The organism is Agrobacterium sp. 22-210-1 (assembly GCF_053522525.1).
In genome coordinates, this window is sequence record NZ_JBNWCI010000001.1 from 765,568 (window position 1) to 788,491 (window position 22,924).

General features: G+C 58.6%; 23 protein-coding genes and 1 pseudogene. 7 read left to right on the top strand and 17 right to left on the bottom strand.

What is annotated here, in order from left to right; translation table 11 throughout:
* Positions 1-27: 27 nt before the first annotated feature.
* From ACQZ5F_RS03820 to ACQZ5F_RS03830, 3 genes are read right to left on the bottom strand one after another with little or no spacing between them, the layout of a single operon-like run.
* The gene (locus ACQZ5F_RS03820) at positions 28-1,236 is read right to left on the bottom strand and encodes an ABC transporter permease (protein ID WP_225339712.1); all 1,209 of its coding nucleotides are present in this window, start codon (positions 1,234-1,236) and stop codon (positions 28-30) included.
* Positions 1,226-1,945, bottom strand: a complete 720-nt coding sequence (locus ACQZ5F_RS03825; protein ID WP_225339713.1) for an ABC transporter ATP-binding protein — start codon at positions 1,943-1,945, stop codon at positions 1,226-1,228. Before ACQZ5F_RS03825 ends, ACQZ5F_RS03820 begins: the two co-directional genes overlap by 11 nt.
* Before the next feature lie 14 nt (positions 1,946-1,959).
* Positions 1,960-3,258, bottom strand: coding sequence for an efflux RND transporter periplasmic adaptor subunit (locus ACQZ5F_RS03830; protein WP_137084606.1), 1,299 nt, complete (start codon positions 3,256-3,258; stop codon positions 1,960-1,962).
* 236 nt (positions 3,259-3,494) lie between these two features.
* On the opposite strand from ACQZ5F_RS03830, the gene ACQZ5F_RS03835 reads away from it, so the two are divergent.
* A complete protein-coding gene (locus ACQZ5F_RS03835; RefSeq protein ID WP_052819842.1) occupies positions 3,495-3,650 on the top strand; it encodes a hypothetical protein in 156 nt (51 codons plus the stop codon).
* A gap of 76 nt (positions 3,651-3,726) precedes the next feature.
* Here ACQZ5F_RS03835 and ACQZ5F_RS03840 read toward each other — a convergent pair whose 3' ends face one another.
* From ACQZ5F_RS03840 to ACQZ5F_RS03865, 6 genes are all read right to left on the bottom strand, one after another.
* Positions 3,727-5,997, bottom strand: coding sequence for an autotransporter domain-containing protein (locus ACQZ5F_RS03840; RefSeq protein WP_225339714.1), 2,271 nt, complete (start codon positions 5,995-5,997; stop codon positions 3,727-3,729).
* A 440-nt stretch (positions 5,998-6,437) separates the two neighbouring features.
* Complete coding sequence (locus tag ACQZ5F_RS03845; protein ID WP_448731149.1) at positions 6,438-8,273, bottom strand: TniQ family protein; 1,836 nt, start codon at positions 8,271-8,273, stop codon at positions 6,438-6,440.
* Positions 8,273-9,262 carry an ATP-binding protein gene (locus ACQZ5F_RS03850; protein ID WP_448731150.1) on the bottom strand — a complete coding sequence of 330 codons (990 nt, stop codon included), beginning with the start codon at positions 9,260-9,262 and terminating at the stop codon, positions 8,273-8,275. The genes ACQZ5F_RS03845 and ACQZ5F_RS03850 overlap by 1 nt, the downstream gene beginning before the upstream one ends.
* Positions 9,263-9,264: 2 nt before the next feature.
* Complete coding sequence (locus ACQZ5F_RS03855) at positions 9,265-11,490, bottom strand: Mu transposase C-terminal domain-containing protein (RefSeq protein WP_448731151.1); 2,226 nt, start codon at positions 11,488-11,490, stop codon at positions 9,265-9,267.
* A 47-nt stretch (positions 11,491-11,537) separates the two neighbouring features.
* Positions 11,538-12,176 carry a hypothetical protein gene (locus ACQZ5F_RS03860; RefSeq protein ID WP_225339718.1) on the bottom strand — a complete coding sequence of 213 codons (639 nt, stop codon included), beginning with the start codon at positions 12,174-12,176 and terminating at the stop codon, positions 11,538-11,540.
* A gap of 37 nt (positions 12,177-12,213) precedes the next feature.
* Positions 12,214-12,393 (bottom strand): hypothetical protein, encoded by a 180-nt coding sequence (locus ACQZ5F_RS03865; protein ID WP_137084594.1) that lies wholly within the window; start codon positions 12,391-12,393, stop codon positions 12,214-12,216.
* A gap of 383 nt (positions 12,394-12,776) precedes the next feature.
* Here ACQZ5F_RS03865 and ACQZ5F_RS03870 point away from each other — a divergent pair, with 383 nt between their 5' ends.
* The 3 genes from ACQZ5F_RS03870 to ACQZ5F_RS03880 are packed head-to-tail and all read left to right on the top strand — an operon-like array spanning position 12,777 to position 15,752.
* Positions 12,777-13,760, top strand: a complete 984-nt coding sequence (locus ACQZ5F_RS03870; RefSeq protein WP_448731152.1) for an ABC-three component system protein — start codon at positions 12,777-12,779, stop codon at positions 13,758-13,760.
* Positions 13,744-13,995 carry an ABC-three component system middle component 6 gene (locus ACQZ5F_RS03875; RefSeq protein ID WP_035242392.1) on the top strand — a complete coding sequence of 84 codons (252 nt, stop codon included), beginning with the start codon at positions 13,744-13,746 and terminating at the stop codon, positions 13,993-13,995. Before ACQZ5F_RS03870 ends, ACQZ5F_RS03875 begins: the two co-directional genes overlap by 17 nt.
* A complete protein-coding gene (locus ACQZ5F_RS03880; protein ID WP_448731153.1) occupies positions 13,992-15,752 on the top strand; it encodes a DUF2326 domain-containing protein in 1,761 nt (586 codons plus the stop codon). The genes ACQZ5F_RS03875 and ACQZ5F_RS03880 overlap by 4 nt, the downstream gene beginning before the upstream one ends.
* 93 nt (positions 15,753-15,845) lie before the next feature.
* Here ACQZ5F_RS03880 and ACQZ5F_RS03885 read toward each other — a convergent pair whose 3' ends face one another.
* On the bottom strand, positions 15,846-16,370 hold the full coding sequence (locus tag ACQZ5F_RS03885; RefSeq protein ID WP_448731154.1) for a DUF6428 family protein: 525 nt from the start codon (positions 16,368-16,370) through the stop codon (positions 15,846-15,848).
* A gap of 43 nt (positions 16,371-16,413) precedes the next feature.
* On the opposite strand from ACQZ5F_RS03885, the gene ACQZ5F_RS03890 reads away from it, so the two are divergent.
* On the top strand, positions 16,414-16,755 hold the full coding sequence (locus tag ACQZ5F_RS03890; protein WP_035242396.1) for an ArsR/SmtB family transcription factor: 342 nt from the start codon (positions 16,414-16,416) through the stop codon (positions 16,753-16,755).
* A gap of 19 nt (positions 16,756-16,774) precedes the next feature.
* Positions 16,775-17,977 (top strand): arsenite efflux MFS transporter ArsK, encoded by a 1,203-nt coding sequence (gene arsK / locus ACQZ5F_RS03895; protein WP_448731155.1) that lies wholly within the window; start codon positions 16,775-16,777, stop codon positions 17,975-17,977.
* Between the two features lie 105 nt (positions 17,978-18,082).
* On the opposite strand, the pseudogene ACQZ5F_RS03900 reads toward arsK, so the two are convergent.
* Positions 18,083-18,243 (bottom strand): annotated as a pseudogene (locus ACQZ5F_RS03900) (arsenical resistance protein ArsH); the annotation flags it as partial.
* 706 nt (positions 18,244-18,949) lie between these two features.
* Between ACQZ5F_RS03900 and ACQZ5F_RS03905 the strand changes: the two are divergent.
* Entirely contained in the window at positions 18,950-19,096 is a 147-nt protein-coding gene (locus ACQZ5F_RS03905; RefSeq protein ID WP_448739310.1) for a hypothetical protein, read from the top strand.
* A 139-nt stretch (positions 19,097-19,235) separates the two neighbouring features.
* Here the strand turns inward: ACQZ5F_RS03905 and arsH are convergent, their stop codons facing one another.
* The 6 genes from arsH to ACQZ5F_RS03935 are packed head-to-tail and all read right to left on the bottom strand — an operon-like array spanning position 19,236 to position 22,758.
* Positions 19,236-20,012 carry an arsenical resistance protein ArsH gene (gene arsH / locus ACQZ5F_RS03910; protein WP_448731156.1) on the bottom strand — a complete coding sequence of 259 codons (777 nt, stop codon included), beginning with the start codon at positions 20,010-20,012 and terminating at the stop codon, positions 19,236-19,238.
* Complete coding sequence (arsC, locus tag ACQZ5F_RS03915; RefSeq protein WP_448731246.1) at positions 19,939-20,361, bottom strand: arsenate reductase (glutaredoxin); 423 nt, start codon at positions 20,359-20,361, stop codon at positions 19,939-19,941. The genes arsH and arsC overlap by 74 nt, the downstream gene beginning before the upstream one ends.
* A gap of 2 nt (positions 20,362-20,363) precedes the next feature.
* On the bottom strand, positions 20,364-21,422 hold the full coding sequence (arsB, locus tag ACQZ5F_RS03920) for an ACR3 family arsenite efflux transporter (protein WP_448731157.1): 1,059 nt from the start codon (positions 21,420-21,422) through the stop codon (positions 20,364-20,366).
* A 1-nt stretch (position 21,423) separates the two neighbouring features.
* Positions 21,424-21,951: an arsenate reductase ArsC gene (locus ACQZ5F_RS03925; RefSeq protein WP_448731158.1), complete on the bottom strand. Its 528-nt coding sequence runs from the start codon at positions 21,949-21,951 to the stop codon at positions 21,424-21,426.
* Positions 21,952-21,967: 16 nt separating this feature from the next.
* Positions 21,968-22,408 carry an arsenic resistance N-acetyltransferase ArsN2 gene (gene arsN2 / locus ACQZ5F_RS03930; protein WP_448731159.1) on the bottom strand — a complete coding sequence of 147 codons (441 nt, stop codon included), beginning with the start codon at positions 22,406-22,408 and terminating at the stop codon, positions 21,968-21,970.
* Complete coding sequence (locus ACQZ5F_RS03935; RefSeq protein WP_448731160.1) at positions 22,405-22,758, bottom strand: ArsR/SmtB family transcription factor; 354 nt, start codon at positions 22,756-22,758, stop codon at positions 22,405-22,407. Before ACQZ5F_RS03935 ends, arsN2 begins: the two co-directional genes overlap by 4 nt.
* Positions 22,759-22,924 lie beyond the last annotated feature (166 nt).

The following is a 22,924-nucleotide window of genomic DNA, read 5'->3' on the forward strand; positions in this document are numbered from 1 at the left end:
AGCCGGTTGCGGCTTGAACTCGACCCTTCATTCATGCCGCAGCGCCTCGATCGGGCTCAGGCTCGCTGCCCGTCGTGCCGGGAAATAGCCGAAAATCACCCCGATGGCCGCCGAAAAGGCGAAGGCGAGGAAGATGATCGACGGGCTGGTGACGAAGGGCACGGTGAGATAGCTGACGACGGCGTAAGCGAGGCCGAGGCCGGTGAGGATGCCGACGAGGCCGCCGAAGGCCGACAGCATGACGGCTTCCACCAGAAACTGTGTCAGCACCTGTTTTTCCAGCGCGCCGATGGCGAGACGAATGCCGATCTCGCGGGTGCGTTCCGTCACAGACACCAGCATGATGTTCATGATGCCGATACCGCCGACCAGCAGGCTGACGGCCGCGACCGCGCCTAAGAGACCGGTCAGCAGCGTCGTTGTGCCGGTCATGGCCGAGGCGATCTGTGTCATGTCGTTGACGGTGAAATCATCCTCGCGGCCGATGTTGATGCGGCGGCGTTCGCGCAGCAGGTTCTGCAGGTCACTCTGCACCTTGGCAGTCGAAACGCCGTCCTGCGCCGAAACCATGATCGAGGAAATGGTGGTGGTGCCGCCGATGCGCCGCTGGTGGATTTTCAGCGGCATGATGATGGTGTCGTCCTGATCGTCGCCGAGGCCGGACTGGCCTTTTCGGGCCAGAACGCCAATGACCGGACAGGAGATGTTGCTGACGCGGACCGTCTGCCCCACCGGGTTTTCCGCGCCGAAAAGTTCCTGCCGCACCGTTTCGCCGATGATGCAGCCGATCTGGCCGCCGCGATCTTCGGCCGGCTGGAAATCGCGGCCGAGCGCGATGGTCCAGTCCTGCGCGATCAGATAATCGTTGGTGGTGCCGATGACGCTTGTCTGATGGTTCTTGCCGCCGAAGATGACCGTCGCGGCCGAGCTGCGGTTTTGCGGCGCAACGGCGCGAATGCCTGATATCTGGTTGCGGATGGCTTCGACATCGCGGTCGTCGAAACGTTTCGCCTCGGTGCTGGCGCGGCCGGGGCCGAACTGGCCGGGGCGCACGAACAGCATGTTGGTGCCGAGCCGCGACAATTCCGATTTTACCTGTTCTGTCGTGCCGTTGCCGATGGTGACCATGGCGATGACGGCGGCCACGCCGATGACGACGCCGAGCACGGTGAGGAAGGAGCGCAAAAGGTTGCGGCTGATGGCGCGCAGCGCCAGACGCGACGTTTCAAAGAACATCGGAGCTCTCCTTTTTGTCCGCCGCACTATCGGAGGCGAGATGCCCGTCAACGAAGCGCAGCAGGCGCCCCGCATGGGCGGCAATATCCTCTTCATGCGTGACCATGACGACCGTGATGCCCCTGTCCCGATTGAGCGCGGTTATCAGTTCCATGATCTCGGTGCTGGTTTTCGTATCGAGATTGCCGGTCGGCTCGTCGGCCAGAAGCAGGGCAGGGCGGGTGACGATGGCCCGTGCGATGGCCACACGCTGCTGCTGGCCGCCGGAAAGCTCCTGGGTGGTGTGATCCTCGCGGCCCGTCAAACCGACTTGTGCCAGCGCCTCCATGGCGCGGGCGCGCCGTTCAGACGCTTTCATGCCGCGATAGACCAGCGGCAGCTCGACATTTTCCACCGCCGAGGTGCGTGACAGAAGGTTGAAGCCCTGAAACACGAAACCCAGCATGTGGCGGCGCAGCAGCGTCAGGTGCTCATTGTCGAAGCCGCTGGTCGGCACGCCCTGAAACAGATATTCGCCAGCCGTTGGCACGTCCAGACAGCCGATGATGTTCATCGATGTGGATTTGCCCGAGCCTGATGGACCCATGATGGCGACGAATTCCCTCTCGTGGATCGACAGGCTGACGCCATCGAGCGCGCGGATGGTTGCTTCGCCGCGGCCATATTGCTTGACGACGTTGCGGAATTCGATGAGCGGCGGCTGTTGCATCAGGTTTTCCTCCGTCAGCCGGCGTTGCGGGCCGTTGCGTCGGTAATCACCAGATCATCGGCTTTCAGCTCGCCCGATTTTACCACGGTGTGCTGGCCGTCGGTGGAACCGGTTTCGATGGCGACGGAGACCGGATTGTTGTTGCGCAGCACCCAGACCGTTCTTTTGCCTGTCGCGGCCTGACCGGCGTCGCGGTTCTGTGACCGACCCATGCGGGGCGGGCGGAACAGGCTCATCAACCCGCCGCCACGGGAGGCGGATTCGCGCGGCGGCGTATAACGAAGCGCCGAATTCGGCACCAGCAGCGTATCCTTGATTTCCTCGACGATGATATTGGCCGTCGCCGTCATGCCGGGGCGCAGCAACAGCTCCTGATTGTCGACAGTCAATATGCCCTTGTAAGTCACCACATTGGACACGGTTTCCGAAGCGAAGCGCACGGTTTCGATCTCGGCCGGGAAGCTGCGGTCGGGATAGGCATCGACATTGAAGGTCGCTTTCTGTCCGGTTTCGACCTTGCCGACATCGGCCTCATCCACCGACACCTGCAACTCCATATGCCGCAGATCGCCGGCGATGGTGAAGAGAACAGGAGCATTCAGCGAGGAGGCGACGGTGGCGCCGGGATCGACGCTGCGGGTGAGGATGACGCCATCTATGGGCGAGACGATCTTGGCCTTGCCGAGATTGACTTCTGCGAGCCTGAGGTCTGCCTCGGCTGAAAGCACGGTCGCCTCGTTCACCTCAAGCGTGGCGGCGGCGGCATCGTGGGTGAACTGCGCAGCGTCCAGATCCTGCTGGCTGGAGACCCGGTTCTGCACAAGCGATCTCAGCCGCTCCATGGAGGTTTTTGCCGAGCCGAGATCGGCGCGCGCCTTCAGCACATTGGCCTTGGCGGAGGCAAGCTTGGCGCGGGCGCTCTGCACGTCGGCTTCCAGCTTGTTGGTGTCGAGTTCGGCAAGGATGTCGCCGGATTTTACCGGGGTATTGTAAGTGACGTTGACCTTGCGCACCGTTCCGGACAATTCGCTCGATATATCGACCTGATCCGTCGGCTGAACCGAACCGGTGGAGGTGACGATGACGGAAAGATCGCCCTGACGTGCTGCTTCCGTGGTGTAGTTATAGGCAACGCCTGCTGCACGGGACTGGTAATAATAGCCAAGTCCGCCGCCGATCAACACGATAGCCGCTGCGGCATAGAGATACCGGCGCGACTTCTTCTTGCGGCCGGATCTGTTCGTACCCAGAATCTCCCGCAGATCGGGCTGGTTGTTTTCCGTGTCACGGCCTTGGCTGTTGGCGTCATTCATTCTCGTTACCCGCAAAATTCAAAACACGACAGGGGATTGTTGCCACCCCGTGTTTTCCGCTCGGTTCATTGCTATTTATATTCCTCTGATTGTGGGAAGTGACATAGCTTGCCCTAAGGGTGAAGTGAAAACTTGGTAATATTTATGATAGTTCTGGTCTGTTAGAGATAATTCTGGAAAGGCCGATGCCAGCTATAAAGCGGAGGCTTCGCAGCGAAATTCAGGACGATGATAGAATGAACGACAATGTGGTGAAGTTCCGCAAACCGGTTCCGCCGAAAAAACCGCGCGAACCGCTTGGGCCGAAAGCAAAAAAGGCGCTGACGATTGTGGCTGTCATCGTATTTTTCGCAGCTGTCTGGGGTTACTTCACGCTGTTCGGGCAGGGGTAGCTGGATGCGCTGCGTTCATCGCATCCCCTGTGCAGGTTTTGCGCGGAACAGGGAAGCAGCTCTGCGTTTCGCTTATCTAAAACACGACCTTCCAGGCTGATTTGACCCACACGGTAGGATCGTCGCCCTTGGTAGTGGCGTTGAGGGTGAGGGATGCGGTGCCCCCGGCGATGTCGACTTCTGCGCCAAATCCGCCACGCAGCCAGAACTGATCGATATCCTGTCCTTCGAAGCGGAAGCCGGACAGGCCGATCATGTCGCCGGTGATGGGCGCCGACTTGTCCTCGAAACGGTAAGCTACTTCCGCGCGTGTCAGCAATCTTGATTGCCCGCTCAGCGGAACAACCCCATCGAGACCGACGCGCATCACCGTTGCTTGGTCTGAGATGGCGTCGAAACTTGCCGGGAAGCTGCCGCCGCTTTCAAAATAGGCTTCCATGCGCGCCTTGACCCAGGTGAGGCTGGCATAGGGCGTGACGACCGCATCGCTGAGGGTGAAGGCATCCTTCCAGTCGAGCCTGAATTTTGCGCCCCAGTTTTCCACATCCGTCTTGCCGCGCGAATAGTCCATTACGTCGCCGTTCCTATAGCCGCGCTGAATGGAAAGATGTTGCGGAGCGTAGAACGCGCCGAATGTCGCATGGATCGGCCCGGCAACGGAGGCGGTTACTTCCGGCGCGATATAAAAACCCGTCTGGTTGAAGTGGCCGCCGGCTTCGAGATCCTGTCTGTTGTAAAGCCCGCCTGCCGCGAAACGTGCGGTGATATCGCCTTCGAAGCCTTGGGCATAGGTGATGTCGGATGCAAAAATCCCGCCCCTGGAGGACGAGCCATTGTCATAACCGGTGTCGGAGGTGACCATAAGGGAGTGCTGGCCGGGTGTGAGCAGGTTACGCATCGGATCGCCATGCGCGCCATTGAGGATCGTGCCGGTAATGTCGAGGCCGTGCTGGACCAGCGGAAGGCCGGCAAGGCTATGGGCATATTGCGTGAGGTCGATGATGCCGGATTCGGCCACGGCGGGAGCAGGGGACGTGGCGACGGTTTCATCGGCCCCTGAGGCTGTCGACTGGTTCGTTGTGCTTGTGGCTGGTGTCGGGGGCGAAATCCCGGCGCCGGTTGTGTTCATGCCGGCTGTTGCGCTGCTATCGGTTCCGGTGTCGGTTTGCGTCGGCGCGACGCCATTGTCCGTTGTTGTCGACGGGTTAGCCACAGGCTCCGAATTCTCGTCCGTGGCTGGCGCAGGGCGGGTTTGCTCCGGAGGCACGATGCGCGCCAGGAAGATGCCGCCGCTTACCGTGTTTCCTACGATGACGTTACCGTCGCCGCTCACGCCTTTTGCGTCGCGGACAAAATCATCCGCGATGGTCACGCCGCTGTTTCTCAGCCATTCTTCTATGGATATCATGCCGGTCGCCTCTGACCAGCGAAACCCATGATCGCCACTAACGCGACTTGAAAAGCCGACTATAACCGAGCCATCGGCGTTGACGCCGTTGGCATTGGAATTGGTGCCACCCGGGAGCACGCCGATATCCGCCATGCCCGCCGTTTCCGTCCAGCGAAATGCGCGGCGATATCCGTCTGCGGTTGTCGCTGTGCCAACGACGACATCGCCGTTGGCGCTCACGGCGCTGGCGCTGGAGTGAATGCCGCCAGGGAGCGTGCCGAGGCTTTGCATCCCGGTTGCTTCTCTCCACCGAAACGCGCCTACCGCAACGGCTGATCTCGTCCAGCCGACAATAGACCCGCCATCGGCACTGATTGCCCCTGCTTGTGCTTCCCCAGCCAAAAGCGGGTCCAGCAGTGTCATCCCCGTCGTTTCGCTCCAGCGGAAGGGGCGATAACCATCGATGGTTTCAGTGGAGCCGGCGACAACGGTACCGTCTGCGCTGACCCCGGAAGCATAGCTGTACCCGGCGGTTCCAACATCGATGATATGCATCGTCTGCGATGCTTCCTTCCAAAGAAAAGGACGCATCGAAGTCCCGGCTTCGGCAATCCCGACAATGATTTGGCCATCCATGTTTGTCGCGAGGGCGGCAGCCGACAGGTCGCCCAGTGGCCGGATGTTCGGCGAGCCTGCTGTCCAGGCGAAAGCCCTTTCGCCATCTGGCGTAGTCGACCAACCGATGACAACCCTGCCATCCGCACTGACGCCGCGGACGTCCAGCGCCTGATAACTCGCATCCGGTTCCATCGTTTTATAGCCGGTGGCTTCCGCAGCCAGCGCTGGCGTGTCTCCAAAATCGACGGCAAGCGTCAGAACAGCCAGCGCGATCACGAGAATATTGGTGCGCGCAATGGTTGATTCTTGAATAAAACGATAATAACCACGGATTTTCATGCATATATCCAAATATAATAAATAAAATAATAAGAGAATCGGCGTTTTTATTTGGATATAGTGTCATGAATTATGGTTAATAAATCTCTATTTTTTGTATATTGTACATTTATAAAATATTATAGTTCTTATATATGCCATGAGGAAATGGTTGATGTTGCCGTGTTTGGGCCGAATCTCCACGCCTGACGATCGCTTTGAGAAGGCGTTCAGGGGAGCAAGGACTGATGAAGGGCAAAAGCCGTACAGTCGGTGATTACGCGGTCTTGGTTTGTCCCCTTCGAGTAATCAAGCATTGAATTCATTGCATGTTTTTCAGGGCTTTCAAACTGATCTGAGCATCCCGCGGCATTTGATTTGGGCACATTCAGAAGCAAGCCAAAGAAAAACCCGCCGGAGCGGGTTCGAAAGCTGGTTGTTTACCAGATTTTGGGTCGACCTTACCCAATCTGGGTAAGGTCTGATCTTCTGTAAAAGCGTGCAATGAAGCCCTCGGGTTCGAAGATCGGCGCGATGCCGGCGTTCTCCAATTCAACCTTGATCGCGGCCCTGTAACCTTGGCGAGATTTGGCGATCTCCGTCAGGGAAGCATGCGCCGCATGGAACTCTGCCAGGGACTGCCGCTCAATGAACTTCACAACATGCCCCGTTTTCCGGCGGACGGTTTGCTGGCGGAGGTAGCCGCGCTTGATGAGGTCCGCGACCGTGATGGTCGTTGTGCCGAGCGCAAGTTCAGCCTCCTTGAGCCGCATCAGTTCGTCGTCGCCTCCGGCCAGGGGGGTGCCTTTTTTCTGCTCTTTTCGGGCCTCTGCAGACGCGGGTGTCGGTGACGCAATATGGACCCGTTCGAAGACTGGTCCGTCGCCGGAAACGATAAACGCCTCGACACCCCCGTCCAAGACCATTTCCACAAGTCGGTTGAACGGCTGACGAAATGCAGGAGCCGCTGAGGCAAGCGACACCAAACCCTCCGTAAAGGCTACAACGGTAGATTTGCTCTCGAGAGATTGAACCAGAGCTTCCAACGCCCTCATCTCGATTCTTACAAAGGCTCGCTCGCCGTCGGCCCGCTTCTCGACTTGCGTCAGGACACCGACGCTCAAAAGACCGTGTACCATTTCTTCGCTGACACCCAACACGTCTCCTGCCTCCCTGCTGTTCAGCGTGTCGCGCGCCGCTTCCAGGATCGGCCGCAAGGCGGCAGCATCGAAGTATGTGGACGCGTCAGAGAGGCCGTCACGAAAGTCAGGGTCGTTTGCCTTCATCAAGGCCCTGATCCGATCGTGGGGAAGACCATACTCGGCGTGCGCGGAGCTCACACTGTGAAAGTGTCTGGTCCGAACGGGCTTGAAGATGGTCTGCCCCTCACCGAATGGCATGTTGCGCTCGAGGATATCCTGCATGAGATCGATCACAGGTCCATACGCTTCCTTGACGAGATTGCGACGCAGCCACCTCACCATCGGCCCGAGAACCAACTCGACATACTGCGTTTTCGGGCGCTTATCATCGATGACGTTCCCGATGACGCGACGGATTTCACTTTCGCCCGCTACTGCGAGATTGAATCCCCATTCGCGAAGGTCGGTCTCGTCGTGCATCCACGCCTTGATGTCGTGAAGGACCAGGAAGTCACCGAGATATCGAGAGAGCTCGACAGCGACGTGCGCGTCGAGCCTGTTGAGGAAGCCGTCCCCGCGATCCAGGAACACTTGGTCTCGCAGATACGAATCCAGCCGAGGCTGGCGGCTCGGCACAGAACCCGCCGCGGCGTCCTCGATCAATCCGACATTGGCATTCACGAATTGCGGGAAGTCGTGGACGTCCTCGGCGGCGTCAACTGCCACTTCCGTCAGTCGGCAGCCGTGAACTGGACATCCTTCGATCCCGCGAATAGTCCACCACGCACGGCGATAGGCGCGTGACACCAAACGTCCAGCCTCCCTTTCTCGGTCATCCAGCACGCATTGGGCGCAGAAGCGATGCATTCGGCCCGGACGCATGTCCTTGCTGAGGGTCGCACAGCCCATCTTCCAGGTGCCGCCAGGGCCAGACGCCTTCACCGCCAGTTTCCCCAGCGTAGCGACTGGCACCGCAGCCCACTCGCTCACCAGCGACAGGGCATCCGTCTCGCCATGAACGATGGCGTTGGCCGTGGTATCCGTATGCGCGAGAAACTCCCGCAGAGACGGGTATCCGTTGGCGGTAGCAAGACGAGCGACCAGATCGATCGCCGCCTCGTCGTCATGATGGAGAAGCGTTACGGGCAGAACCATTACTTGCGTCCCTTGCCAGCGGTAGCCAAGTCGGCCAGCGCGTTGCCGGGATCGATTTCGCTCCAGCGCGCGGCGGTGAACACGTTATCGCTCGGAAGGCAACCACTGTCACGCTGGTAGTTGTGGGCGAAGGCGCGGCGATCCACCGTACCCTTTCCCTTATGCATGACGAGGAAGCACGCCGCCTGGACTGCCTCGATGATCTTCCCGTAGCACCCGCTGTTGGCGGCGCACAGGCGGCCGAGGAAGTCGTCGGCGCGGAGCTCATCGGTTAGGTTAAGTCCGCACTTGCCTTCCACGATGTCGGCCAACACCTGCGCGATGCTGGCCTTGTCGCCGGGCAGGCTCAGAGGAATGAAGCGCATGACCATCGAACGGTTGGCCAACTGCTGATCCCCCGTAAGCAGTTCCGCGAGCTCCGGCATACCGGAATAGATCGTGTGCAACGGCCAGTCCTCGATCTGCATCAGGCTCTTGAGGCGATCCTGGAGGTCGAGGATCGCGCGGCTGCTGCTGTGGCGCAGCAAGTGCTGGGCTTCGTCCACGTGAAGATAGATGATCCCGCGCTCGCGCAATTGAGCCTTCACGGTCGCGAAGAGCTGGCCCTCCGTCATCTTGGCCTTCGACGGCACTCCGATCGCATCCAGAATCGCCATGGCGAAGTCTTTCGTCGTGCACGGCTTCGGTGCCTCGATGCTCAGCAGCGGCCGGACAGTCTCGCCGAACTCGTTCTTCCAAGGCTGGAATTCCGGGATGCGGCTGAAGTGATGGCGCAATGCGAAGGACTTACCGCTGCCCGAGGCCCCGATGAGGAACAACGCACGCCGGCGCGATCCCACGCCACGGCGGCAAGCCTCCACGTTCTCGACCAGGTCGCGCAGCATCGTTCCCAACCGCGTGTCGCGTGCGTGTTCGATGTAGCCGCTGTAGACTTCAGCCTTCTTGTCGGTGATCGCGTCGAAAGCGATGACGTTCGTAGCGTTTTCCATACTCAGTACTCCTCGTAGTAGTTGTCAGTGGTTTCGGTGGGCGTGGGCGTCTCGGTCGGCGTCTGGTCGACGGCGGCGGCACGCTTCTTCTTCCGCGCATCGCGTTCGCGTTCGGCGTGGAATTCGGGGATCAGGCGGGAATCGGATACCGATCCCTCGCGGAGAGGGTCCGCGGGAAGCGCGAAGGCCTGCGTAAGGGTCGGCGTGTCCGCCGCCTTCACGGCGACCCACGCGCCGAACAGTTCGGCCTCGAGGGCCTCATAGTGTTCGGCCGTCATGTTGCGCGGGGTCAGGTTCGCACGCAGCGCCGCTGCCCTGCCGCTCTCGGCGAGACGATTGATGGTACGGTACATCGCCGCCAGACCTGCCTCCGCCTCCGCGGCGTGTTGCGTCCGCAGGTCAGCGCGGGCGACAATCCACTCGGCCAGCGTCAGGTTGCGCGCGATACCGACCTTGTTCTCGACGACGAACCAGCCCTTGTCGCCGCGGACCGCGATGTGTTCGAGGTTTTCGGGATCAACCTTGATCTCGAATTCCATCTGTCCGTACTTCTTGCGCTGGCGGTCCAGTTCCTCGTTGGCGTACGGGATGCCCATGAATGGGATGCCGTATTGCCCGATGCGGCGTTTGAACTTCGTGCCGAAGACATGCAGCATGAATTCGGGGTCTTGGCTCGGGAACTCGATGTCGTGTTCTTGGGTCGCCCGGACCCAGGCGTTATGCGGAGACGCCCCACCAAGGCCACTGTGCGGCTTGTTGTGGTAGATGTCGCAGATCGCCAAGGTGAAGAGCTGGATCATCTCGTCGATCTGCAGGCTGATCTGATGTTCCGGGTTGTAATCACCCTTCTCGGCGATCGACCCGAACGTTCTGCCGTCGAAGAACGACGCGATCAGCGGGCCGATGGAGTGGAACAGGCTCTCGATGAAGGGGCGAGCTTTAGGATTGCCCGCCTGCGGCCGGTTAAACGTGATCTTCGCCGCGCGCATGATGCCTTCGACAAGCGCGTTGGCGAATTCCGTGCCATTGTCGCTGAAGATGTTACGTGGCTGAACCATCCCGATCCACGGCGTCTCCGCCCCGACGAAGTCGGAAATGTGCCGCTTGTCGGACATGATCATACGGATGGCGGCCGCTGCCGAAACGGCGTTCGGGTTGACGCTCGCCCTGAACGCAAGGATGTAGCGTGTGGCAACATCGATCGCCGCCACAAACCAGATGCGCTTACCGACCATCGCCTCTTTGTACGATGGCGGAAGGATGTCCCACATCCCGGTTTCAACGAAGAGGGCCATGAGATCGACGTTCCAGAAGTCGATCTCGATGCGCTCGCCGACGAACAACGCGGGGATTCCACCTCTCTTCGACATCCCGAAGCGCTTTAGCGTCGAGGCACGACCGTGGCGGCCGTCCCATTTGTCGAACTCGTCGAATTTCGAAATCATCGTCTCGAACTTGTGACGTGTGACCTTCAGTAGCGGCGTGGTGCGCTCCGCATTCACCTTCTCCAGTGCTGCCAGATAGTCACGGTAGACCTGCGCCATTGTGGGCTTACGGTCCGTCATGTAATTGAGGGCTTGCTTGTGGGCGAACGCCGTTGAATCCGCGTCAACCTTGCGAAGGTGCAGGCCAGGACCGTGATGGCGGTGGACGATCCCGAGGACTTCGCCGCCGCAGGCGTGATAACGCTTGTAGTCGCGGCGGAACGTCTTCACCGACGGTGTCGGAAAGGTCTTTACTTCGACCATCGCGTCGGCGCGGACGTCTGTATCCTCTTCATCGAGACCTAGCATCTCGGCGATGATTTCTCTGCGCCAGGCTCTGAGCTTGGCCTCGAACATCTCCTTCGACCATCGCGGCTTTTTGCCGAGAGTCAGCCATTCTGCATCGAAGCGCTTGATGAGCTTTTCGCGAAACAACGCGAGGTCACGGCGCTTGCCGACAATGTCTGAGAACGTGTTGTCGCCGAAAATCGCGCGCAGACGCTGGTTTTCAGGATCGTTGTAGCCATAGCGGATTTTGGCAACGCCGCCGGCGAGTTTCGAATAGACCTCACCGTGCAACATGAAGCGTTCGTCGCTGACGTTCGCTTCGTTGCTAAAGGTCCATCCGTCCTCGTCTCGTTTCTTGGGTTTCCAGTTAACGTCGTCATCGGTGAAGCGATCGGCGTGACGCATTCTGACGATGGCGTGGCGGAAGAGGCTCGGTCTCTGGAAGTCGGTCAGCATCGCAGGCTCCTTGTAGGGCGATCGGAAGTCGGGGTGATGGGTTGGGGTTATCGGCGGACCATCAGCATGGTCAGATCGTCGATCCGGCCGGGTGTCTCCGTCAGAAGGACACACTCATCGATCAGCAACAGGAGCGCCGTGCGACGAGCCGCCCTGTTCTCGCACCCGCGGAGAAGTTCACCGAAGCGAAAGGGGCCATGAAACTTCTGGACGGCTTCAAAGGCTCGGTCGTATTCGGCGTCAACACGCATGCGACGGGCGCGCAGGATGCGTTCGGCGTTTTCATAAGCACCGTATGTCGCCTCCCGTTCGGTCATGAGACGGATGTCGTGGACTGCGCCAAGCGTCGTCGAGCCGTTCCGGTTCTTCCGGAGAAAGCCTTCCGCCTTGATACGCTTCAGCAGGTCCGCCATCGCATCCGACTTGCGGGCGTGTTTCACCGCGACGGCTACAATCTCGCCGTCGTCGAAAACCACGCAGAAGTCACAGATATGCTCTCGCCACACTCCGTCGGCATCGCGATACAGCAGCACCGGGAACTGGGAGTAGATGGCCTTCACGTCCTTGCGGAGCTGGATGACCTTAGACACTCGGCGCTCGAGGTCGCTCTCGTGATAGACTACCGTTTCCTTGAAGATCGAGAAGCCGCGCAAAGTCTTGGCGTGCGTAGCCGGAGGCTTGCGCACGGCACGTTCGGCTACCGGCTCGTTCCAGAACTTGGTTTCAGTCGTCGTTCCGACGATGATGCCGCGTTATGCCAGAGTCCCCCGAATCGGACGTGCCGTTTTCAGCCTTGCGGTTGGCATAACCGAAGGTGCGAGGCTGGATCGGAGGCATGCTCAGGAAGCCGAGACCTGCCTTATGAAGCGCGATATGTTTGGAAACCTGACGTGCAAAATGCATGAAGCCCTCCTTAGGCTCGAACACGATGACGACATACGGTGCTTCCAGACGGGACGATCCGTCCGAATGGTCACTTTGCTCGTATGCCTATCTCGTTCATGCCTGGCTCCTTGGGTCAGCGATTTCCCAATACCGATTTTTTCGGCGTTGCATAGAGTATCAGAGCCGGATTGGGGCATTTTGTGCCCCGGATTGGTGCACATCGTTGATCTTGGTTAATGGGAGCCTGCAAAGAAATCTTCATTTTTAATCTCTTAGAGGGACTTGTCGGCAACTTTCACAGATTCCTCCGACAAGGCACAAGCGCGTCCAGCTCTTATTTGACCTTGTTTCACCTCGATAACGATGTGCAAACCATTCCATGACAACCTATGGTCACAGTTATGGGTGACGATTCGGGGTCTTGGATTATGGAGGTAGATAGGGGCGGATACTGGGAATTCCTGCTCGGCGCAAAGCTTAGGATGAGCCACGGCGACGGATTTCAAGCGCTGTTCAATGACTTCATGCTACGAGTGCACGGGGATGGTTTCACCCCTGTCAAACCCCACGGCTCACAGGGCGACGGGGGCATGGATGGTGCACTTGGGAACGACGTTTTCCAGTGTTATGGTGCTGAAAACGGTCATGTTATCAATGCCGCCCGGGTCTGCAAAAAAATGACCGCAGACTTCAATCGCGCGTGTGAGACCACCCCCTCGATGGAGAGGTGGTTTTTCGCCCACAATCTGGTTGATGGCGTTTCTCGGCCGCTAGTAGACACTCTCGAACAGATCAAGACGCGTGCGACAAAGGTCAACGTTGAAGCCGGCTTCTTCGGCTTGCATAGCTTTCGACAACTGCTGAAAAAAATGACCGAGGAGGATCGCGCTGCGGTTCTCGGCGTGCGTGCTCAAGATGATTTGATGCTGGCCCGCCTTCCTGCCGCGGTTAACAACCTCATTTCGGCGTTGATGGAGGAAATCAAGCCGATTATGGAGACCTACACAAGTCGTTCCCGGGTGCCGCGAGATAAGCTCACGCTGAACAACATCTCCAGACATTGGACGTATCAATTTGAATATTTTCTGATGTTCTCCCCAATTTCGAGAGCGGTTATGCGTCGCCTCGGTGGAGAAAAGCAAAGTTTGTTGCTCCCTTCTTTTTTTCGTCTCCGGTACGAAGAATTGAAGCATGAGGGGATGACATCGAGTCAAATTCTAAACACCATGAAAGCATTGTTGGCCGGAAACGTCAGAAATCTCGACGACGATCTAAGGGAATTTGCAGCTATGACAATTCTCGCGGACCTTTTTGAATCGTGCGTCATTTTTGAAGAAACTCGGCAGGAAGCCAATCAGGACGAAATTTATGATCTTGCCGACTAAATATCTTACCGCGGATCGTTCATTGATCGTCGTCGGAGCTGAGATCATCAAAGTCCTTACTGAAACGCCGCGATCAGTCAGCGAAGTTTGGGAACGCGTCACCGCGTCGAGAACACCTCATGCCGCGCCCCTAACGTACGATTGGTTTTTGCTCGCCATAACCCTCCTGTATGCTATCGGCACGCTCGATATGCGCAACGGACTTCTGGCGATTGTGTCTGGAGCCAAGCAATGATTACCGCTCTCGGCAGTTCGATCGATGGGTTCAAAACTCTCAATTTTCACAGGGGTCTGAATATCCTCCTCGCCGAACAGGAGACAAATTCGGAAGAGACTAAGACCCGCAACAGTTCGGGGAAATCTAGCGTCCTGGAACTGATCCATTTTCTCCTCGGCGGCTCAATCCGTAACTCCGTGGTCAAGGCCCAAGCACTGCACGAACACTCGTTCTGGGGCGAGTTTGACATCAATGGGATAACATTTCGCGTCGAACGGCGAGTTTCCGATCCCAAGAGCGTTCAGGTAGTTGCAAGTGACGTGCGCGGTCTGGTCTACGAGGGCGATCTACTGGGTAATGCGACGGCAACAAACCAAGCATGGTGTGACTGGTTGGGTCATATCGTTTTCGGACTTCCTGCGAGCACTGTCGGGACTCCTTTCAACCTGCCGCACGCGCCCACATTCCGATCGATGTTTCCATACTTTGCCCGGCGTCGCGACGACATCGGCTTTCAATATCCAGAGAAATTTGCTGCTAAAAACCAGACAGATGGCAGTGCACAGATCGCTCTCTCCTATCTACTTGGCCTGGATTGGCTTCTCGCGCGGGATTTTGAACTGGAGCGCGCGGAAAAGCGCGATCTGGCTGCTCAGAGGAAGAGGATAAAGGCGCGACGTTCTGAAAATCTGGATACGTCATCGGCAATTCAGTCAGCGATGACACTTGCAGCACACGAAGCCGAAGTCCAACGAGCGAGGATTGCCTCCTTCCAGGTTGCGGAACACTACGAGGAAATGATCACGGAGGCATCGCAAGCCAAAAACTTGCTCGAAAAACTCAGCGTCGAAGCAGCTTCGCTCAAGAGTTCGCTCGATTTTATCGAGGAAAGCCTTGAAGCGGAAAAACCCGGAGACGGAGAGGCAATCGCGGCGTTGTATCGAGCGGCAGGCACGGAGCTGCCGGGTAGTGTGGTGAAATCCTTCGAGGACATCGCCGATTTCCATCAGTCGGTGGCGGACAATCGGCGCTTCCACCTGTCCTCTCAGTTGGATGCGATCCGTCGGCGTATCTCCACGGTAACCGTCGAGATGAATACTGCCCGTGCGCGTAGGGATGAAATCCTTCGTGACCTCAAGGGAAAGGGAGCGTTCAGCGATCTGGCCGCCATGCAGAAGGTAGCTGCCGAGAAGTCCGAAAAACATGCTCGACTCCAGACTCAGTATGAAGAAGCTCTTGAGGTTGAGGCCGGCCGCGCAGCGAGGAAAATCCAGGAGAGTAACCTTTTGGCCCGCCTGCAGAATGATCTGCGAACCCGTGAAGCAACCGTGAGCGCCATGGTGCTGGCCGTAATGGAGGCAAAGAAGGCCCTTTACGCCGACAGAGGGGCGTCGTTCGAGGTTCAGGCTACTGTGAATGGACCTCATTTCAGGGTGAATATCGATGGCTCCCGGAGCGGCGGTATCGCCAACATGGAAATCTTCTGTTTCGACTACGCGCTCTATAAACTCACAACGGCACGCCTCGGCGGTCCAGGTTTCCTCATCCACGATAGCCACCTCTTCGATCCTGTAGATAGCAGACAGATCGCCACTGCCATCCAACTTGGGTCTGGTCTCGTTGACGAGGTCGGTGGCCAGTACATAGTCATGCTCAACACCGACATGTTTGATCGCCTGCCTTTCGACGACGACTTCGACGTAAAGTCAAAGATTATGGACGTCAGGTTGGACGACACCGATCGCGGAGGATTGTTCGGATTCAGGTTCGCATAAAAACGGTCTGCCTCGCGCTTGGGAGTAAGTGCGCTGGCGAATGCGGAGCCTATTCGCCGATACCAATGACATTGCCAGTCTCCGATGGCACCCTCATTGTGAACAGCATTCGGTAACGGTTGCGGTGCCACAGCAGACGGTTGTTCTCGCGGTCTCCTCGGCCACCCAGCGGTCACGCGGTTTGCAACTCGCAGGCCTCGGGACTAGCGAGATAGTGAGGACGCCGTCGGCCTCCACAGGTTCGTCGGCGCAGAATAGTTGCATAGGTTGGATGCCGTCGCTCACCTCGAAGGTTAGCTTGACGGAGCCGTCGAGACGGACGTGTTCGGAAACCTTGCTGATGATGGCCGAGAACTTCCCGGCCGTCATGTGGGTCCGCTCGCCGTCCTCGACGTCCCATAGCTGTACGAAGATTTCTGCCCAGGCTTCCGGATTGGCCCCGCAGTCGAGCGCGGAGAACTGGCCAGCTTTGACCTCGGTCACGTGATAGCCAGGTTTCACGGTTTTGCCATCGTACAGGAAGACCAATGGCAGGTCCGGTGTCTCTGCCGCTCTGCCGAGTAATTCCCCGAGCGAGATGTCGGTTTTGTCGAAATGGCTATTGTCGATCGTGCTCATTTGTGGATATCCTCGATTTCAACGATTCAAGGATTATTGAAATATGGATGATCGTCAAGCCCTCTCTTCGTTCGCCGCACTCGCACAGGAAACCCGTCTCTCCATCGTGAGGACCCTAGTCGTCGCCGGCCCTGAAGGTCTAGCCGCCGGCGCTATTGCCGAACGAATGGGAGTCTCGCCATCGAATGTCTCGTTCCACCTCAAAGAACTCGAGCGCTCCGGTCTCATCGTCCAGCGCCGAGAGTCGCGTTCGATCCTCTACAGCGCAAGCTACGACACACTGGCCGACCTAGTGACGTTCCTGATGGAAGACTGCTGCGCGGGACATCCCGGCATTCGTGGGTCCGTCGAGCGATCCGCCAGTTGCTGTTCAAACGAAGCATAGGCTGTCAAGGAATACGTCATTGCATTCGACCAAGGTTCCAGCGGGCATCGTCTCCGCTCTCGGTGTCACGCAAATCATCGGCTACGGCACTCTCTACTATTCCTTCAGCATCCTCGCCCCCGGAATGGCCAAGGATTTCGGCATCAGCGTGGAGCGGGTTTTCGCCATCTTCTCGGTCTCGCTGCTCATCGGTGGCCTGTCTGCTCCGTTCATCGGCAGGCACATGGACGGGATCGGCGCTGCGACCGTGATGACACTGGGATCGGCCCTTGCGGCGTTCACTCTGGCGCTGTGTGCATGGTCGCCGTCCGTATCGCTCTTCGCTCTTGCGATCGTCCTACTGGAGGTGTCCTCCGGGATGGTCCAGTATCAGGCAGCCTTTGCGACGCTCGTCGAAAGCGAACCCCGGACGGCGTCACGCAGCATCACCTATCTGACACTCATCGGCGGCTTTGCCTCCACCATTTTCTGGCCGATCTCGGCGACACTGTCCGGATACTTGTCCTGGCGGGAAATCTATCTGGTGTTCGCCGCTCTGAACCTTCTCGTCTGCATGCCACTGCACTACTGGATCAGGCGTGACGGAAGGCGTGGTTCCAAACTCGACGGGACAAGAACCCGCGAGGTCGTCGTCGGCGCTCTCGAACCCCAGGCGCGCCGCCGTGGCATGCTGCTGGTCTCTCTTGCCTTCTCGCTCTCGGGTTTCTCCCTGGCCGCGATCCTCGCCCATATGGTGCCTATGCTCGGCGCGATCGGACTCGGCAGTGCGGCGGTCGTGATCGGCTCCTTGTTCGGTCCGGCACAGGTCATGAGCCGTCTGATCAACATGGTCTTCGGCAAGAGCCTGTCGCCGCCTGCGTTGGCGATTGTCTCCGCGGCGCTCATGGTCGCGGGCGCGGTGATACTCGGGATGTCGGGTGACTGGTTGCCCGGCGCGGTTGCTTTCGCCATCTGTCTTGGCCTTGGATCAGGGATCAACAGCATCGCTCAGGGAAGCCTGCCGCTCTATCTCTTCGGGTCTGCCGGCTACGGCGCGATCACGGGCAAGATGGCGGCGGCAAGGTTGGCGACTGGCGCGGCTGCCCCGTTTGCGTTCGCAGCCGCCATGAACCACTTCGGGACAACCATTTCCCTTTTCGTCATCGCGGCGCTGGGTACGTTCGGAATCCTGGCGTTCGGCGCTGTCGCCACATCGGTGCGTCGCGAACGCGTTGCTGGATGACGGAGGAATGTTCGTAGGTCACCGGATCGCAGCTATTCCCGGCTCGCAATGATCTTGTTGCCGTCGATCGTTCATCTCTGGCGTCACAGCCGACGACGTTTCTCGTCAGATCAACTTGAGGTGGACCCGCTTTTCAAGTTTGGCCACATGCTCTTCCACCCGTTGTAGCGGTCAGTTAGGCATGCGGAAGAATCCCTCATCAGCAGGATGAACTTCACGAGTTCTTCGCATACATCGACGACACGGTCGTAACGCGCCGATGGTTTCGTCAAATGCGCCGCGCTATGCCGGGAGTTGCCGCCGTGGCCACTTTTCGCCATTCCTAACCAGTTAGCTGTTTGGCAACTGGGGGATGCTATCGCCTCCTTGATTGTAAGGAGAAGAATAACATGCCCCGAATTATCTACCTCAACCAACGCGGATCGGGCTGCTTTGCACTGGAAGCAGACGATGGGGTAATTTGGCCCTATCCCTTTTTCTCTCAAGACCAGGTACTTGAGTTCCTGGAGCTTGACGAAACCGACCAAGTTCCCGTGGAATCGTTCAGCTGGATTCCTGCGCCTGGAGGGCCTCCAGGCTATAGGTTATTCGCCCGTCGATATTCCAGCGGCCATATGAGTGTTGTCGTCCTTGGGCCGTTCGGCATGCTGCCTGGCATTTACCCATCCCCAGAAGCAGCCATCGGAGCTGCCGACGAAGACTATAGGATCAATAGCGAGGCAAAGCCCATAATTCAGAAAACCGCGTCGGCTTCGCTCACGTAGCCAGGTTCAGCGCGGGGACGTCGGAATCCATAGTCTGGCGTACGTCAAGGAGACCACTCATGATTAGTTGCCTGATGTGGGGATGTGAGAGTTTTAATTGACTACCGGAGCCATATATCCTTTCAGCCTCGGAGGCTGCCTCTGCTCGACTGAGTAGTGTACGATAGGTTTCTAATTGGTCTTGAGTCGCGGTAGTTATGATGGTCGCATGGTTACGATTTATCTGGGTGACCAGCGTGCGAACGTTGCCACATTCCTCGCTGAGGGCCATCGCCCTCAGCATAAAATCCACTGGATTACCCTGCGTATCGGTGAAATCGTGCATATCGCCCCCATATCCTCCTCTACAGGGTGACGTGCACGTTCCGTCGGCGCAACGGGTACATTGGCTTTGGTCCACGGAGTTGAGAAGCCGATAAACTTGGTCGTTCACCTGCTTACCAAGCTGGCAGGATCACCACATTCGCACGTTGCGCTCCTACGATAGAAGGGCTTCAGATGGACTTCAGGGCAACCCGCTTTTCAAGTTCGACCGATTGCTCCTTCCGCTCGCTGTAGCGGTCCGTCAGATAGGCCGAGCCATCCCGTGTTAGCAGCGTGAACTTCACCAGCTCCTCGCAGACGTCGACAACGCGGTCGTAGTAGGACGACGGTTTCATCCGGCCGTCGGCGTCGAACTCCTGGTATGCCTTGGCGACCGACGACTGGTTCGGGATCGTGATCATCCGCATCCAGCGGCCGAGCACGCGCATCTGGTTCAGGGCGTTGAAGGACTGGCTGCCACCGGAGACCTCTACGATCGCCAGCGTCTTGCCTTGCGTCGGCCGGATCGATCCGAGCGACAGGGGAATCCAGTCGATCTGGGCCTTCATGATGCCCGTCATCGCCCCGTGGCGCTCGGGACTAACCCAGACCTGGCCTTCCGACCATTGCGACAGTTCGCGCAACTCCTGCACTTTCGGATGGCTGACCGGAGCCTCGTCGGGAAGCGGCAGTCCCCGCGGATCAAACATCCGCACCTCGCACCCCAACCGCTCGAGCAGACGTCTGGCTTCATGCGCGAGCAGCCGACTGTAGGACACCTCCCGGAGCGAGCCGTAGAGGATTAGGATACGCGGCTTGTGAGTCGAAAACGCTGGACGCAACGCGTCGAGGTCAGTTTGGCGAAGATGCCGCTCCTGCAAAGCGGGAAGGGTCTCAGACAATGCGCTTTCCCTCCTGGTCGAGGACCTGCTCGCCGTCTTCCTTGAAGAACGCTCCCTTGAAGGCATTCGGCAGGACGTCGAGTACGACCTCGGAGGGTCGTGCAAGTCTGGTGCCGAGCGGTGTCACGACGAACGGACGATTGATGAGGATAGGGTTCTTCAGCATGGCGTCGAGCAGCTCATTGTCCGTCAGTTCCAGATCGTCGAGACCCAATTCAGCGTAAGGCGTGTCCTTCTCGCGGATCGCCTGTCGGACTGTCAGCCCAGCATCGGAGATCATCCTTGCCAACTCGTCGCGCGACGGCGGCGTGTTGAGATACTCGATGACGGCCGGTTCGATCCCGGCTGCGCGGATCATCTCCAACGTGTTGCGGGACGTGCCGCAGGCGGGGTTGTGATAGATGGTGGCGTCCATTGTCATGTCCTTTCGGTGATGGTGTTCCGGGAGACAGCGGGAGCTGCCTCGTACCAGCCCTTGGTGCGGTTCACGGCCCAAACGACCGTGAGCATCACGGGGACCTCGATGAGCACGCCGACGACCGTCGCCAGCGCTGCGCCGGACTGGAAGCCGAAGAGGCTGATGGCAGCCGCGACCGCGAGTTCGAAAAAGTTGCTTGCCCCGATCAATGCCGAAGGCCCGGCGACGCAATGGCGCTCGCCCGACATCCGGTTCAGGAGATAGGCCAGCCCCGAGTTGAAATAGACCTGGATGAGGATGGGAACAGCCAGCAATGCGATGATCGTCGGCTGCGCGATGATCTGCTCGCCCTGGAAGCCGAAGAGGAGAACGAGCGTCGCCAGCAGTGCCACAAGCGAAAGCGGCTGCAGCTTCGCCAACATGGCGTCCAGCGCCTTCGTCGAGCCGTCGGCGGTCAGACGCGCTCTCAGGACCTGCGCGATGATGACGGGGACGACGATATAGAGGACGACCGACAGAACGAGGGTGTCCCACGGCACTGTGATCGCCGACAGCCCAAGTAACAGCCCGACGATCGGCGCGAAGGCGACGACCATGATCGCATCGTTGAGGGCCACCTGGGACAGCGTGAACAGTGGCTCGCCGCGCGTCAGGTTGCTCCAGACGAACACCATCGCGGTACAGGGGGCGGCCGCGAGGATGATCAGGCCAGCGATATAGGAGTCGATCTGGTCGGCTGGTAGATACGGACGGAAGAGCCAGCCCACGAACAGCCAGCCGAGCAGAGCCATGGAGAACGGTTTGATGGCCCAGTTGATGAACAGGGTGACGCCGATGCCCCGCCAGTACGTGCTGACCTGCGCCAACGAGCGGAAATCGATCTTGATGAGCATTGGGATGATCATTAGCCAGATCAGGATGGCGACGGGCAGGTTCACCTTCGCGACCTCAGCCGCACCAATGATCTGGAATACATCGGGCATCAGATGGCCGAAGGCGACGCCAACGACGATGCAGAGGAACACCCAGATGGTCAGATAGCGTTCGAAGGTAGACATCTCATTCGGCCTTTGCGGACTTGGCGGAAGCGCCTTCGAGCGAACCGATCTGGCGGACGTGCTGCTCGAGCGCCAGGCGATCGATGGAAGCCAGAGGCAGATTTATGAAGGCCATGATGCGGTTCTTGAGGAAGCGCGCGGCCTGTGCAAACGCCCGCTGGATTTCGACTTCGGAACCCTCGACGGCTGCGGGGTCTTCGACACCCCAATGTGCAGTCATCGGATGTCCGATCCAGACCGGGCAAGCCTCCCCGTGCGCGCTGTCACAAACGGTAAAGATGAAGTCCATTTCGGGCGCGCCCGGCTGTGCGAAAACGTCCCAGCTCTTCGACGAGAAGCCAGTCGCCGGATAGCCGATCGCTTCCAGTTCCTTCAGGGCATGCGGATTGACTTCGCCCTTGGGCTGGCTGCCCGCGGAGAAGGCCCTGAAGCGTCCGCCGCCCTCCTTGTTGAGGATGGATTCGGCGAGAATAGAACGAGCGGAGTTGCCCGTGCACAAGAAGAGCACGTTGTAAGTCTTGTCGGTCATGGTCGTTTTCCGTGGTTTAGGTCGGAGCTCTGTTGAATTGCATGATTGTTGCCGATGCCGGGCAGATGCCCGAAAGCTGACGGGTTGCGAGGACGGCAGGCGCAACATCGGCCCGCTCAACCACGACGAAGCCAAGGCTTTCGAAGAACGGTGCGGCGGAGGTTGTCGCCAGGAAGACTGCCGAACTTACATCGACGGTCTTCAGGGTTTCCCTGGTCAGCGATTTTCCAAGCGCCTTGCCACGATGCTCGGGCAAGATGACTATCGACCTGAGAAGCACGTCGTCGCCGCACGCCTCGATGCCAGCGTAGCCAACCGTGCCGCCATCGGAGGAAACCGCCCTGAAAAACGAACGCCCAGCGTCTTCGAGGTCTTCGGTTGGAAGACCGGAAGCCGACAGCGCCAGTCTCAGTTCCGGATCGCTTCCCGGGACTGGCTCACACCTGATGTCGCTCATGACAACTTCACCTCAGGAGCACAGCAGGGCGTCAGTTCGGCGATCAGCGGCGCGCACAGTTCGGTCGAGCCGCCGCAGCAGTCTTTCAATAGGAAGAGGGTTAGGTCGCGCAGCCCCTGAAGATCGGCCCGGTAGATGATCGAACGGCTCTGGCGTTCGCCAGTCACAAGGCCCGCACGCGACAGCGTCGCAAGATGAGCGGACATGGTGTTCTGCGGAATGTCGAGAAGTCGTGCGAGTTCGCCAGCCGGTACGCCATCTGGCTCATGCCTGACAAGGAGCCGGAATGTATCCATCCTGGTGGATTGTGCGAGGGCAGCGAGCGCCATAATTGCTGAATCTTTTTCCATATATCGACAATGCTGGATGTATGGATTTTTGTCAACGCCTTTAAACTACGACCTTCTGAAGTGCTTTCGTCTTATATTTTCGCCTAAGTCATTGCTGGAAGTTGACATTATCAAATCTGTTCTCTAATTGTTCACGCATGAAAAATCTTACCCGCCTCATACGAAT

What these genes read in the sequence shown, in the direction of transcription:
- ACQZ5F_RS03820 (WP_225339712.1), bottom strand. Translation starts at nt 1,236, where the DNA reads ATGTTCTTTGAAACGTCGCGTCTGGCGCTGCGCGCCATCAGCCGCAAC.
- ACQZ5F_RS03825 (WP_225339713.1), bottom strand. Translation starts at nt 1,945, where the DNA reads ATGCAACAGCCGCCGCTCATCGAATTCCGCAACGTCGTCAAGCAATAT.
- ACQZ5F_RS03830 (WP_137084606.1), bottom strand. Translation starts at nt 3,258, where the DNA reads ATGAATGACGCCAACAGCCAAGGCCGTGACACGGAAAACAACCAGCCC.
- ACQZ5F_RS03835 (WP_052819842.1), top strand. Translation starts at nt 3,495, where the DNA reads ATGAACGACAATGTGGTGAAGTTCCGCAAACCGGTTCCGCCGAAAAAA.
- ACQZ5F_RS03840 (WP_225339714.1), bottom strand. Translation starts at nt 5,997, where the DNA reads ATGAAAATCCGTGGTTATTATCGTTTTATTCAAGAATCAACCATTGCG.
- ACQZ5F_RS03845 (WP_448731149.1), bottom strand. Translation starts at nt 8,273, where the DNA reads ATGGTTCTGCCCGTAACGCTTCTCCATCATGACGACGAGGCGGCGATC.
- ACQZ5F_RS03850 (WP_448731150.1), bottom strand. Translation starts at nt 9,262, where the DNA reads ATGGAAAACGCTACGAACGTCATCGCTTTCGACGCGATCACCGACAAG.
- ACQZ5F_RS03855 (WP_448731151.1), bottom strand. Translation starts at nt 11,490, where the DNA reads ATGCTGACCGACTTCCAGAGACCGAGCCTCTTCCGCCACGCCATCGTC.
- ACQZ5F_RS03865 (WP_137084594.1), bottom strand. Translation starts at nt 12,393, where the DNA reads ATGCATTTTGCACGTCAGGTTTCCAAACATATCGCGCTTCATAAGGCA.
- ACQZ5F_RS03870 (WP_448731152.1), top strand. Translation starts at nt 12,777, where the DNA reads ATGGGTGACGATTCGGGGTCTTGGATTATGGAGGTAGATAGGGGCGGA.
- ACQZ5F_RS03875 (WP_035242392.1), top strand. Translation starts at nt 13,744, where the DNA reads ATGATCTTGCCGACTAAATATCTTACCGCGGATCGTTCATTGATCGTC.
- ACQZ5F_RS03880 (WP_448731153.1), top strand. Translation starts at nt 13,992, where the DNA reads ATGATTACCGCTCTCGGCAGTTCGATCGATGGGTTCAAAACTCTCAAT.
- ACQZ5F_RS03885 (WP_448731154.1), bottom strand. Translation starts at nt 16,370, where the DNA reads ATGAGCACGATCGACAATAGCCATTTCGACAAAACCGACATCTCGCTC.
- ACQZ5F_RS03890 (WP_035242396.1), top strand. Translation starts at nt 16,414, where the DNA reads ATGGATGATCGTCAAGCCCTCTCTTCGTTCGCCGCACTCGCACAGGAA.
- ACQZ5F_RS03905 (WP_448739310.1), top strand. Translation starts at nt 18,950, where the DNA reads ATGGTTACGATTTATCTGGGTGACCAGCGTGCGAACGTTGCCACATTC.
- arsH (WP_448731156.1), bottom strand. Translation starts at nt 20,012, where the DNA reads ATGCCTTCAAGGGAGCGTTCTTCAAGGAAGACGGCGAGCAGGTCCTCG.
- arsC (WP_448731246.1), bottom strand. Translation starts at nt 20,361, where the DNA reads ATGGACGCCACCATCTATCACAACCCCGCCTGCGGCACGTCCCGCAAC.
- arsB (WP_448731157.1), bottom strand. Translation starts at nt 21,422, where the DNA reads ATGTCTACCTTCGAACGCTATCTGACCATCTGGGTGTTCCTCTGCATC.
- ACQZ5F_RS03925 (WP_448731158.1), bottom strand. Translation starts at nt 21,951, where the DNA reads ATGACCGACAAGACTTACAACGTGCTCTTCTTGTGCACGGGCAACTCC.
- arsN2 (WP_448731159.1), bottom strand. Translation starts at nt 22,408, where the DNA reads ATGAGCGACATCAGGTGTGAGCCAGTCCCGGGAAGCGATCCGGAACTG.
- ACQZ5F_RS03935 (WP_448731160.1), bottom strand. Translation starts at nt 22,758, where the DNA reads ATGGAAAAAGATTCAGCAATTATGGCGCTCGCTGCCCTCGCACAATCC.